The sequence below is a fragment of the Pseudomonas sp. PDM26 genome, from assembly GCF_019219185.1.
Lineage (GTDB): Bacteria > Pseudomonadota > Gammaproteobacteria > Pseudomonadales > Pseudomonadaceae > Aquipseudomonas.
In genome coordinates, this window is record NZ_JAHUWC010000006.1 from 274313 (window position 1) to 286050 (window position 11738).

11 protein-coding genes and 1 pseudogene are annotated in these 11738 nt (G+C 53.3%); 11 read left to right on the top strand and 1 reads right to left on the bottom strand.

Translation table 11 applies throughout. The features are described from left to right. Nucleotides 1-6: 6 nt before the first annotated feature. Nucleotides 7-3351, top strand: coding sequence for a conjugal transfer protein TraN (traN, locus tag KW849_RS14580; RefSeq protein ID WP_218430011.1), 3345 nt, complete (start codon nt 7-9; stop codon nt 3349-3351). Between the two features lie 48 nt (nt 3352-3399). On the opposite strand, the gene KW849_RS14585 is transcribed toward traN, so the two are convergent. After that, on the bottom strand, nt 3400-4053 hold the full coding sequence (locus KW849_RS14585) for a hypothetical protein (protein WP_218430012.1): 654 nt from the start codon (nt 4051-4053) through the stop codon (nt 3400-3402). Between the two features lie 317 nt (nt 4054-4370). On the opposite strand from KW849_RS14585, the gene KW849_RS31355 reads away from it, so the two are divergent. From KW849_RS31355 to KW849_RS14630, 10 genes and pseudogenes are all read left to right on the top strand, one after another. Continuing rightward, nucleotides 4371-4502, top strand: coding sequence for a hypothetical protein (locus tag KW849_RS31355; RefSeq protein ID WP_256357227.1), 132 nt, complete (start codon nt 4371-4373; stop codon nt 4500-4502). Beyond that, the gene (locus KW849_RS14590; protein WP_218430013.1) at nt 4499-4804 is read left to right on the top strand and encodes a hypothetical protein; all 306 of its coding nucleotides are present in this window, start codon (nt 4499-4501) and stop codon (nt 4802-4804) included. Before KW849_RS31355 ends, KW849_RS14590 begins: the two co-directional genes overlap by 4 nt. Before the next feature lie 115 nt (nt 4805-4919). Continuing rightward, a complete protein-coding gene (locus KW849_RS14595; protein ID WP_218430089.1) occupies nt 4920-5111 on the top strand; it encodes a hypothetical protein in 192 nt (63 codons plus the stop codon). Between the two features lie 231 nt (nt 5112-5342). Next, nucleotides 5343-5753, top strand: a pseudogene (locus tag KW849_RS14600) (single-stranded DNA-binding protein); the annotation flags it as partial. Nucleotides 5754-5940: 187 nt separating this feature from the next. After that, a complete protein-coding gene (locus KW849_RS14605) occupies nt 5941-7107 on the top strand; it encodes a RecT family recombinase (RefSeq protein ID WP_218430015.1) in 1167 nt (388 codons plus the stop codon). 70 nt (nt 7108-7177) lie between these two features. After that, nucleotides 7178-8194 (top strand): lambda-exonuclease family protein, encoded by a 1017-nt coding sequence (locus KW849_RS14610; RefSeq protein WP_218430016.1) that lies wholly within the window; start codon nt 7178-7180, stop codon nt 8192-8194. A gap of 203 nt (nt 8195-8397) precedes the next feature. After that, entirely contained in the window at nt 8398-9429 is a 1032-nt protein-coding gene (locus tag KW849_RS14615) for an AAA family ATPase (protein WP_218430017.1), read from the top strand. Between the two features lie 3 nt (nt 9430-9432). Next, complete coding sequence (locus tag KW849_RS14620) at nt 9433-9876, top strand: hypothetical protein (protein WP_218430018.1); 444 nt, start codon at nt 9433-9435, stop codon at nt 9874-9876. A gap of 58 nt (nt 9877-9934) precedes the next feature. Continuing rightward, nucleotides 9935-10264, top strand: coding sequence for a hypothetical protein (locus KW849_RS14625; protein ID WP_218430019.1), 330 nt, complete (start codon nt 9935-9937; stop codon nt 10262-10264). Between the two features lie 203 nt (nt 10265-10467). Then, nucleotides 10468-11709 (top strand): DUF3150 domain-containing protein, encoded by a 1242-nt coding sequence (locus tag KW849_RS14630; RefSeq protein ID WP_256357228.1) that lies wholly within the window; start codon nt 10468-10470, stop codon nt 11707-11709. Nucleotides 11710-11738 lie beyond the last annotated feature (29 nt).

The window sequence follows — 11738 nt, forward strand, 5'->3', positions numbered from 1 at the left end:
ACGTATATGACGACTGCCGGAAGAGTCACAGCAGCAGCAACCCTGTTGTTTTATACCTATTCCTGTTTTTTGCCTGCCTGGGCGGATAATATTGCTGCCTCGGCGTCTGCAGGTAATGCATCTGCCCAAGAAGCAATGTCGGCGTGGTCGCCCCCCTCGGTTTCTGGTAGCTCAATAAGCTATGGGTCCGGCGCTGATAAGCAGAGTATCAATATTTCAGAGTTGTTCCCGGGTGCTGGGAGCGGTGGCGGGGCTTCCGATCTTTCTAACTTGTACGGGGATGACAATGGAACGTTGAGTGCTGGTGCAAGCGCGAATACAACACTCAATAGTGAAAACTCCGTGAGTGGTGATGCGTACCGTTTGTTGAAGAATACTGCTGGTCAAACCCGACCTGATCTGAAGAATGATCCACTCTGGACCAATAGCGATAATGTTATCGACAATCAGGAGGTCTTCAACAAAGAGTTTTCTGACTGCAAGCAAATAACCGACACTAGAAAAACGACAACTACAAAACATGTTTCAGAATTGAAAACCTGCGAGCGAGTTGCTGACAAGTCGGGCTCCTTCTTGCTGAAGCATGATTATCTCGCCGGCGTGATCAAGTACACATCGGGTCCTACCAACATTCAGACGTGTGGCGAAGGCTGTGTTGATATTTGGCTTGGGCAAGTTGGTGATGACTACTGGAATGGCTACTGCACCATTTACGAAAATGAAATGCAGTTCGAGGTAATTAAGCCAGAAGCAATTACTGATGCCAAATTGACCTATGCGAAATGGGACGACTATATGCAGGTCTTGGTTGGGGGCACCAAAATCTGGTCTGGTCCCAATGGAAACTTCCCACCAGAAACGGGAGGTAAGTGTGAGCTCGGTACCTCATGGGCTGCGTCGCCAAATGTCGATATGACATCGCTCTTAAAAACAAAAGGAGTCATTCCGTTTAAAATTCGTGCATCTGTTACAGGCCAGGGTGAGGCATACGCGAAGTTGCGGGTTCACTTTGATCCGACCAAAGTGGTCAGCGACGATAAATGGTACCCACCAGAGGCTTTGAGTGCGCTTACCAATGTGAGCGACGGTGCCTGCGAGGGCAATTACGTTTGCACCAAGATGCCTTCTGTATCGGCAGACGGTTGCGCTGTGATCAACGGTGTCACTGTGTGCGAGAGCAACTTTGCTGCCTCCCCGGTGCCGGGTATTTCACCTCTGTGCCAAGAAGTGTCAATCGATACCCAGTGTAATTTCTACAAAGGTCCAATGGAGTGCTATACCGATGCACAAGGCCAACAACAGTGCCCGGTCAACACGGACAAAATATGCGCGGTCAACCACAACCTAAAAGTCATCGAGGTGCCTTTTGCTGCCAAGGTAGCAGTCGAGGACAAAGCCGGTGCAAATGAAACCAACCGAATTAAGGTCGATTTTGTTGCCGGCACCTTCACCAACACGTCGAGTTCATTGCGGTCTGATAGCTCCCTGGACAAGGTGAATTTTGATCAAATTTGTAAAGTTGGTCCGGACGGCAGGCCGCTCCCTCAAAAAATCGCAGTGTCGTCTATTGGGATTTGGACGGGGCATAAATACGCTCCAAATACCCTAACCGTGGACTCGGCTAATATCGTTCAAATGCCCAGTTGTCAAAACGGCTTGCAAATGATCGCTGATATTAATGATACGGGCAGTGGTAATCCTGGCTGGTTTTACGCGCATGAATTTCGTCTCAAAGTGGTCCGCATCAATGCGGAATCCTACGGTCCGCAGTTTTGCATCGACTCGGCAAACAAGATTCAGAATGGGCAGTGTTCGGTGGGGGGAACAGTATCTGTTACCAAGGGCGTGACTTCGGGCTGTCTGCCGCTCAACGGTATTCAGGTGTGTCCGGGCGATGAGATGTACAACGCGATGCTGCCTGCCCCTGTTGTGGGCGTCGATAAGCTTGCACTATCTCTCAAGGTCGAGGGGTGCGTGGAGGGCGGGCTTAATCTCAACTCCTGTCAGAAATACGAAAACGACAGGTCGTGTGGGTTTATCTCTCAAAAATGTGTATCAGGTGCCACCGGCGCATCCGGGCAGTGCTATGTGACAGAGGAGGTATGGGATTGTGGTTATGAGGTCGAAGTACCATCGACTGAAACAAGCAGCTCCTACCAGTGTGATGGGCCGGTGCGATGCTTGGGAACGGAATGCTTTAACCCGGTAGATGAGAAGTCCACCGATTTTGCTTACGCCGCGGTGGCTCTGCAGATCGCTCAGTTTGCTGAGCATGACCTCGATTGTGGCGAAAATCCGACGGATACGACTTCGGATCACACCTGCAAGGTCTGGAAAGGGGAGGCCATGGAGTGCAAAAAGGCTGTGGGTGGGTGGGTCGATTGTTGCGAAGCCCCGGATGGCGTCTCCCTTATGGACTACGTCACTCTGGTGTACTCGTCTATCCAGTTGAGTGAGAAGGCAGGAATTATCGATGCGGCCCCAACACTGGAAAGTGCGTGGGCTTTCAGCGAAACCCTGATCACTAGTGGCTGGGATGCAGCATGGAGTGCTGCAGGTGCTACTAACGCGGCCGTCACTGAAGTTGCTCAGCTTGGCGTGATCAGTGCTTTTAAGCAGCAAATGATGAACTACGTCGCCAACTGGACCGCTCAAACATTTGGGTCGGCTGCAGCGAATATGGTTTTTGCGAGTGGCTTCGCCGCCAATGGCGCGAGCGATGTGGCATACGCCTCGACTGATGCTGCCACAGGTGCGGTTACGCCAGCGGCAAATGCGACCTGGGCGTCTGGGCTGGCATCCGTGGTATCCGTGGTGATGATTGCCTACATGGTCTACCAGATCGCCAACATTCTGGTTCAGATCATTTGGGAGTGTGAGCAGCAAGAGTTTGAGCTTGGAGCGAAAAAGGAAACCAAAGTTTGCCATTTTGTTGGCAGTTATTGCGCTTCGAACTCAGTACTGGGCTGCATAGAAAAGCGCGAGGCGTATTGCTGCTTTAACTCCCCTCTGGGGCGGATCATCCAGGAGCAGGCCCGACCGCAGCTCGGCATGAGTTGGGGGGAGCCTGAAAACCCGTCATGTGAAGGTTTGGCTGTTCAGGATCTCAGTCGTCTGGACTGGAGCAGGATCGACATCTCAGAGTGGATTGGTTTGCTCCAGGTAACCAACTTCTACCCCACTATCGACAAGTCGACCTTGGATAACCTGACCGGCAGGGGTACAGCACTCAACATCACAGGCGACCGGGAGGACACCCTCACACGGAACGAGAACCGGCTTCAAGACAAGAATTTCTCGGGGACCCGCAAGGCAGCCGAGGATAACGTTCGGGGTACGTTCAACCATTAACCAAAGAAAAAGGGCGCCCATTGGCGCCCTTTGTTCATTGAGATGTCCTTAAGCGGCCTGCTCTTCCTCTTCCTCGATGGCGGCTTTCGTCTTTTTATCGACGTCGCTTTCTTCTGCAGCTTCGCCCAGGGACTGTGCGATCGACTCAGCATAGGGTTCTTTCTTTCCCTTGTTCCGCGCTTCGCTGGCCATGTTCTGCAGCTTGCGAATTACTTTCATGACCTGGCGCATGCGCTCGTTGGCCACCAGGCTGTTCTTGTCCGACGGCAGGAGGCAGAGCAGCCATGCGGTTTGGGCCTGAATCAACATTTGGTCGAAGGCCTGAATGATCTGCGCAAAGCGCATGATCGCCGGCGTGGAGACGGTGAAGGTGTAGGACTGCGCGTTGTCGTAGCGTGCGGTAATGCCTTCTTGGCCGGCTACTTTGATCATGTGCGAGTAGCGATCGCGCTCTTTGTTGATCTCGGTTTCCAGGTTGATCAACATCGTTTCCACGGCCTTGATCACCTCGTTGTAGTCGAACGACTTGTTCGACTGCGCCATGGCGCGTGCCACAACGTCAACGGTGAAGAGTGCACGTGCCGCACCTTCAAAACAGCGACGGTGTACGCGTTGTGCTTGCTCGGTATGGAGTGTGTAGGTGGACTCTAGGGTCGCACTGGAGTACCTGCCTTGCGGCTTGAAATCGTGTCCGTTGGCCATTGTATGGCTCCTATGGGTTGGGGAGCCTTAACGATATTCTTATGGTCCTTTTGAGAAGGTTGAATCTGACCCGATGTTAGGGTCAGAAGCTACCCCACCCGCTTTACACCTTCCGGAAGGGCAGTTATGCTCAAACATAATCTCCACCCAAGCATGTTGCTTGAGTGTTGTCCCAGCAGGTTTTACCTGTTGGGGTTGTGTGAAGCTGGGCACCAAACCTAGCACTCAATCGATCACGATTCGCGGTCGTGATTTTACCCAGAGGGGCTTTCTGTCCCTTTGGGGTGGAGGCTCCTCATTTTTTGCTGGAGGCCTCCATGAAATCTGCAATCCTCTCTACTGTCCTGTCCGCTTTCGCGCGGCTTGCGATGGTTCTTTCTGCTGACACTGCACATGCTTACAACTCCTACGCCGGCTATGTAATGGCTGACGTGGAGGTGGGCAAATGAACAACCTTCCTATTGTGTTGCTCATTCTCGCTGTGGTTGTCGGGTACCTCTACCTCACTCGTTCCAAGAAGGTTGTTCCTCGCCAGGATCCGAAACTTGGAAACGAGAAGGTTGATGATCTGCATGTGTCGCCTACCCAGGCCGCTCATGCGAAAGCAGCAAATGCTTCGCTCGGTCTTAGCGCCAAGGATTGCCTCGCTCTGCGTGGCGCCACCCGCACTAACCAGCTTCCGAAATTGATCGATTATTCGACCTATGACGAGCCGACCTTCCAGCGTCGCAAAATCCAGCTCAGCTTCTGAGTTGATGGACTACTCACTCTCTGAGTGAGTAGTGCTGCAAGGGCCCCCTTCCCAGGTGGTCCTCCAAAGTTCTCACCTTGAGTGCTTTGGTGGACCACCTGGCGAGGAGCCCTCCATGCAACATCCAGTTCAAGCGTTCTATCTAATGGAACTACAAGAGTTGCTGCTTAGCGGTGCGACGGTACGTGTACCGGACAACATCGCGAGTACAGTAACTCCTGAGGTGATGGACATTCGCTATGTAAAGCGATGGGCCGTTTACAACCACATTCTTCCCGAGACCGCGGAAATCGGGATCACGATGTAAATCCCTTCGATAGCGGGGGGGAGTTCGCTCCCCCTTGAAGCTTCTTTTCTGTGGCCTTGTCTCAAGCCCACCGAAAAGATTCTTCTGAACCTGCTACCTGGATTCCTGTTGGTCATTGTTGACCTTCGGATGCAGAAGCTGGACTGCTTTTCCCAGCATTACCATCAATCCCCTAAGGGCCACTCATACCCCGCCGGGGGCGTGCGCCCCGACTCTATGTGGAGTGACAACATGGCTCGTGGCGTAAACAAAGTAATCCTCGTTGGCACTTGTGGCCAAGATCCCGAGGTCCGCTATTTGCCTAACGGTAACGCGGTCACCAATCTCAGTCTCGCTACCAGCGAGCAGTGGACAGACAAGCAGTCGGGCCAGAAGGTAGAACGTACTGAATGGCACCGCGTCTCGATGTTCGGCAAGATTGCTGAAATTGCAGGCGAATACCTACGCAAGGGTTCGCAGGTTTACATCGAAGGCAAGCTGCAAACTCGTGAGTGGGAAAAGGACGGTATCAAGCGGTACACGACTGAGATCGTCGTTGACTCACAGGGCACCATGCAGTTGCTCGGTGGTCGCCCTCAAAACCAAGATGGCTCGCAGGCTTCCGGAGGTGGCAATTCGGCCTCACGTCAGCAGGCGTCTCGTTCTTAACAGCGAGCTCTTCGTTTTCAACGCAAAAACAGTCGGAGCCTGGATCAGTTCCGGTCCTCGACAACTTGGCTTGAGGCCTCGCTTCTAGCTAAGCACTGCAGATCCAATTCAAGCAATTCATCCCGCGCGGGGCGCAAATCCCGTTTGGGGTTTGCCTCCGCCTCTTAACCTGGAGGTACACATGGCTGGCAAACAAATTTCTCAACAGCGACCTTCCGTGAAACCTGAGCAGATCAATGATCTGGTCAGAAGCACGGAGCAGGACTTCTCGAACATAGTGAGTGCGATGAACAGTCGCATGAACTTTGCCCAAGAAGCGCTTTACGCCTACCAAGCAATGCTCGGTAATTCCTACCTGGCTTCGGTGGCAATGAATAACAAGGCAAGCTTTGCCTTGGCGATGCAGCAAATTGCTTCGTCAGGGCTTACGCTGAACCCCGCGATGGGATTGGCATATCTGGTGCCCCGCGAGGGGAAGGTGATCGCTGATATCTCCTACCGGGGACTGATGAAAATCGCCACTGATAGCCGTGCGGTCGATCTTGTGGTGGCCTGCTCGGTCTACAGTCATGACACCTTTAGCTTCAACGGTGCCAATGACGAGCCAGTTCACGTCTACGATCCATTCCTGGCGAAACAAGATCGGGGGCAATTCCGCGGCGTATACGTCAAGGCGTATCTGTCGATCGGCAAGCTTCTGGTCCATCCGGTCAGTGCTGAAGATGTCTATGCCGCCCGGCAGTTGTCTTCCGCCTGGGCAAACTCGGACCCTACGAAGAAAAAGGGTCCCTGGGATACTCACTTCGACTCAATGGCTATCAAGACGGGTATCAAAATTGCCCGGAAGTACTGGCCAATGACAAGTCCCGCCCTGGATAACGTCATCTCCTACCTCAACGAGGAAGGTGGTGAGGGCTTCGTTGGTGGTGCTGTCACGCTCGAAACTGCCTCGCGGGAGATGCATGGTCCCTCGTCGGCAACTCAGGCCAATGTTGTAAACCTCCACGGTGGGGTTGTTTACGACGTTGATCCTAATCCAGTTGTGCAGCCTCAGGCAGATGCTACGCCAGTTGGTGATTCGCATTTTGCCCAGACGGAACGGTCGCGTAACCCGGGGCCAATTCGTACTGAAGGTGAGGCTGGCGCTGGATCAGCACCTCGTGATGCTAACGAGACGCTGATCCGGCGTATCGATCAAGTGCATGACCGCTCGATGCGTACCGGAGCCTGGCAGAGCGCTTTCGACTGGGCCAGCGCCCAGCTGAAAGGCAATCTGCTTGAGCGAGCAAACCAGAAGTTCCGCAAGGGACAATCTGAGTACCTCGCAAAGCAGAAGGTACCTGCTTGATGTCAGTACTCAACCCTAAAGGGGGCCTTGCCCCTTTTGGGGGCTGGGTTCCTCCATCCATGGAGGCACAATGAACGTCATTAACTTGCGCCAAAGGAGCCCTCAGTGGCACACCTGGCGAAACGAAGGGATCTCTGCCACTTCTACCGCCGTGATACTGGGACATCATCCCGAGAAAACACGGTGGCGGTTGTGGGCTGAAATGACCGGTAGGGTTGCCTCGATCGACATTTCGATGATTCCCCAAGTTCGCTTGGCAATCATGCTGGAGCCCCATGCGATCGCCTGGTACCAGGATCGGTACGACACGGTCCTGCTTCCGCTTTGCGGTCAGTCGTCAACACACCCTGTGCTTAGGGCCAGTTTTGACGGAGTGGACCCGGACAATCGCCCCGTCGAAGTGAAGGTTCTTTCGGACACGAACTTCGAGGAAGTGAAAAATCTGGGGGAGCTTTCCTCGCATTACAAACTCTACTGGTGGCAGGTTCAGCACCAGATGGCTGTGTCGGGTGCAGAGAAGGGCTTTCTGCTGTTCTATCACACCCGGCAGGTCCCGATTGTCTTCGAGATTCTTCGAAGCAATCTGGCTGTAAAATTGATAACCAAAGCGGCGCTTGAATTCTGGGCGCTGGTTGTCACCGATACAGAGCCGGAGAAGGATCCTCTGCGCGACTACTTCATCCCTGAGGGTGAGAAGTTGGCGGAGTGGGTAAAGCATGCGGCCGAGGCCAGGAGCATTGACCGCCGTGTCAGTGAGCTCGAAGCAGAGCTGAAGTTGTTGAAGTCGCAGAAGGAAGGGCTTCAGCAAGGATTGGTTTCCCTTATGGGACACCACATGCTGGCTGAAGCCGAAGGTGTTCGGATTTGTCGGTACCAACAGGCCGGCAATGTGCGGTGGAAGGAGTTGTTTACCAGCCTTCACCCGGACTATCCAGAGGATAAATTGCAGTCCTATCGCGCGCCGGTAACGGAGCGATCCCGATTGACGATTGATCCAGATACACCGCTTTCAGACGCGGCGCTGGCGCATCTTTTCGAGGCCGAAACTGTTGACCTGGAAGGGGGTGTTCAGGCATTTTGCTATTAGGAATTGAGGGCCTTACGGCCCTCATTTTTTCCTCAAGAAACCTGTGGTAAGCACGCCCTTACCAGAGCTTTCTGAATTTGTTCCTTCGCCATGTGGCATGGGAGCGATAACGCAGCTGTTCGTTCTAACAGCAAATCTTAAAACCCCCTGGGGCATCCATTCCCCAGTCGGGGAGTGGTGTCTCTCTTTTCTGGAGTTGCACCATGAAATTTCAAAACATTATCCCAATGAGCTCGTTCGGCTGTGTCGGCAATGAAGCGCAAATTTTGGCTCCTGGCTTCCCGGCTGATCATGAACTGATGAACCTCGTTCCATCGATCAATCCCCATTACCACTTCCGCACTATTTTGCGGTTGCCGGTGATGAACTTTCTCTACTCACATGGTGGCGACTTTCTGTCCCTTGTGGGGCCAACTGGCGCCGGTAAGACCTCTATTCTCGAGCAAATTGCGGCGCGTCTAAATTGGCCATTCCGCAAGGTTAACGCTCACTCAAGGATGGAAATGCCTGAGCTGGTTGGTTCGACCTCGCTCGAATGTGATCAAGCTACAGGTGATCAACGTACCTCTTTCCGCTACGGCCCATTGGCCTTGGCAATGAAGGAGGGGGCAATTTTTGTTCTTGACGAGGCGGATGTACTTGATCCATCGGTGTTCGCTGGTCTCAATGCGGTGCTGGAAGGCGGCGCGTTGGTACTTGCAGAAAACGGTGGAGAGATCATTTACCCACATCCGAACTTCCGTCTGGTCATCACGAGCAACACTCGTGGTCAGGGAGATGACACTGGTCTCCACGGCGGCACCATGGCGCAGAACCTTGCGACCTGGGACCGTTGCCGGATGCTCGAAGTATCTTATATGAGCAAAACGGAGGAGCTTCAGATCCTCACTTCGACAATGCCAAAAGTTGACGTTGCCATTCTCGAGACGATGATCGATATCGCCAACGATGTGCGTAAGCAATTTGTTGGCAACCCTGAAATGGAGTTGAAGCCAGGCCAAGCTGGGCTGACGATCACGTTCTCGACGCGCTCGCTGCTGCGTTGGGCTCGGATTGCTTCGACCTACAGTGGTAACGCATCTGCAAAAGCAGTCTTCCCATCACCAATGGGCCAGGCTCTTCGTGAAGCGCTTACCAACCGTGCCGATAAAGCGATGCGTGTGGTTGTTCACACCTTTGCCAAGGACGGATTCGGTGCTGCTTGGGGTGCTGACCCTGTGCTGCAGGCGGCGTAAATCATGAGTGTTTTTTTCTCGTGTGCAGTTGAATCAGCACAGCGGGAGCCTATCCGACTGGCACTACAGGATCTTGATCCTGTAGCTGCCAGCCTGGGGCTGTCATCGTCGCTGGAATCACTCGGTGCTCTGCTTGAAGGCTCTCTCGCTTCTGGCGAGCTCAAGCCTGATGAAGACCTAGAAAAGATACTTCTGCTGTCGGCAGTCGCTGTCAATCTGGGGCCGGAAAACAATGGTGGTCAGCTACTCAGCCTGGCCACAGCCGGCGGAGACTCCATTGAGTTGACTACTGCTAAGGAATGCGATGCTTTTCTGACGCGGTTGTTGAACGTTGATCAGTACAATCAGGGTATTCAAATTTTGATTGCCCTGGGCGTGCTGCCTAAACCCTTGGACCTCACTTCCTTCGCCAATGCTTTTGAAGGCGAGTCTGTGTTCTGTCTTTAACCCTTACGGGGCTCTTCCCGTAAGGGGGGAGCTCCGAAAGTAATTCGGAGTTTGAACTATGAATTTGACACCAGCGCTCTGTAAGGCCGTTGAACTGTGCACTAACCACCTTCGCAAGGAGGATGTACAGCTTCTTCAAACAATCGCGGCTGATCATCGACTGAGCTTCAGTGAATCCGCTGAGTTCCTCCCAGTCGTCTTCGAAACCCGTTATGGGTTTTTGATTGCGATCGGTGAGCTCACGGTAAACGCTATTGTTGAGCGGGGTGCATCATCTGAGTTCAAGTCATTGCTTGAATGGTGCCTTGAACCCGCACAGGGAATCCTCTATCTGGCTTTCGATGCTGATGCTGAGCAGATTGAAGATTTGCCAATGTTCGATTGGTAAGATAGCGGGGGCCATTGGCTCCCGCCTTCGAGCCTGCTTTGCTATAGTTCGGCTATAGCAAAACAGGTTCTCAGCGTTGCTCATGTGAGCAACCTGCGATAAGTGACAGCTACTCACTCAAATCCGCAGCATTCCTACTTAAACCCATTGGGGGCGACCTTCCCCATATGGGGCAGACCGCCTCCTTTTCCCGGAGGTGCGTCATGCAAAATTCTAATCTCGTTCAAGAAACTCAAATTCTCAGCAAGCTCTTGCTGGTGGATTTGAACGTCAGTATCTGGTCTGGCCGCAAGAAATTGCGCGCTGAGGACCTGGGTGTAGGTCTCAATCTGCCCCCTTCGGAACTGGCCTCATTGGGTAGTAAGCGAATCACCGACCCAGATGAGATCAAGGAGTTCGATCGGCTGAAGCGGCGCGCAATTCGCCTGCTTGAAACCAACGGAGTTCGCTTCATGGGGGGCTACGGTCTTCCAAACGATGTGGCACCGGCGGTTGCAACCGAACTGCAGGATATCCAGCGGTTGTTCACCCAACAGATTCAGATTTTCATCGGCAAGTACGATCAAATCTGCCTCGACTGGATGAACAAATGGAACGGTGAGCCTAAATGGCGAAAGGCTATTGAAAACGCCATCACTCCAAAGGCTGTCGTACAACAGCGGCTTGGCTTTCGCTTCACTCTTTGCCGCGTGGTGCCCGATGCTTCGGATCCCTCGCTGTCAAAGGGCTTGGAGCAGGAGGTTCAGGGGTTGTCGGGTCAGCTGTTTCGGGAAATTGCCGATGCAGCTGAGGATCTTCTCGATAACAGCTTCGTTGGAAAGGGCTCTGTCAGCCGTAAGGCTGTCAGCGCCATGCTCAAGATGCACAAGAAACTCAGCTCGCTGGCTTTCTTGAATCCGAAGGTGCAGGACGTTGCCGAATACATGATGACCGTGATCGGGAAGCTGCCTAAAAGTGGTCCATACGAGGGGGCGCAATTTCAGGATCTGTTAGGCCTGATCATGAACCTTTCTGATGAAACCAAAATTCTCAAAATGGCTGAGGTCTTCTCGAAAACCTCAACCGATGTCCAGTCCTCGATTCAAGTGCAGGCTCCGCTCGTTGTAGATGCTACTACTGCCCTTCCGGCCGTAGTCGAATCTCCGGAACTACTCCTGATCGATGATGAAGAGACGGCGTTTGACCTGGCGGGTGAAAACCTCCTGGCAACCAATGTCTCAATGGATGTTGGCCACACTGCAGCTACCGTCACGCTTGATGAACTGATGGCTGATAGCTCCCTTGAGGGTGATATGAGCATTGGCGAGCTGTCGGCACTGGCGCAGCAAATCCAGTCCAGTGCAGTTCAAGCAGCACCCGTTGTCGACACAAGCACTTTGCCCGCGGCCCACATTGTGGCGCCGTTGGTTGAGCTGCAAAGTGGCGCCATCGAGTTCTGCATGTAATTCCAACCCCTCGGGGGCACATCTGCCCC

Coding starts and splice junctions, on each gene's coding strand:
- traN (WP_218430011.1), top strand. CDS start 7: ATGACGACTGCCGGAAGAGTCACAGCAGCAGCAACCCTGTTGTTTTAT.
- KW849_RS14585 (WP_218430012.1), bottom strand. CDS start 4,053: ATGGCCAACGGACACGATTTCAAGCCGCAAGGCAGGTACTCCAGTGCG.
- KW849_RS31355 (WP_256357227.1), top strand. CDS start 4,371: ATGAAATCTGCAATCCTCTCTACTGTCCTGTCCGCTTTCGCGCGGCTT.
- KW849_RS14590 (WP_218430013.1), top strand. CDS start 4,499: ATGAACAACCTTCCTATTGTGTTGCTCATTCTCGCTGTGGTTGTCGGG.
- KW849_RS14595 (WP_218430089.1), top strand. CDS start 4,920: ATGCAACATCCAGTTCAAGCGTTCTATCTAATGGAACTACAAGAGTTG.
- KW849_RS14605 (WP_218430015.1), top strand. CDS start 5,941: ATGGCTGGCAAACAAATTTCTCAACAGCGACCTTCCGTGAAACCTGAG.
- KW849_RS14610 (WP_218430016.1), top strand. CDS start 7,178: ATGAACGTCATTAACTTGCGCCAAAGGAGCCCTCAGTGGCACACCTGG.
- KW849_RS14615 (WP_218430017.1), top strand. CDS start 8,398: ATGAAATTTCAAAACATTATCCCAATGAGCTCGTTCGGCTGTGTCGGC.
- KW849_RS14620 (WP_218430018.1), top strand. CDS start 9,433: ATGAGTGTTTTTTTCTCGTGTGCAGTTGAATCAGCACAGCGGGAGCCT.
- KW849_RS14625 (WP_218430019.1), top strand. CDS start 9,935: ATGAATTTGACACCAGCGCTCTGTAAGGCCGTTGAACTGTGCACTAAC.
- KW849_RS14630 (WP_256357228.1), top strand. CDS start 10,468: ATGCAAAATTCTAATCTCGTTCAAGAAACTCAAATTCTCAGCAAGCTC.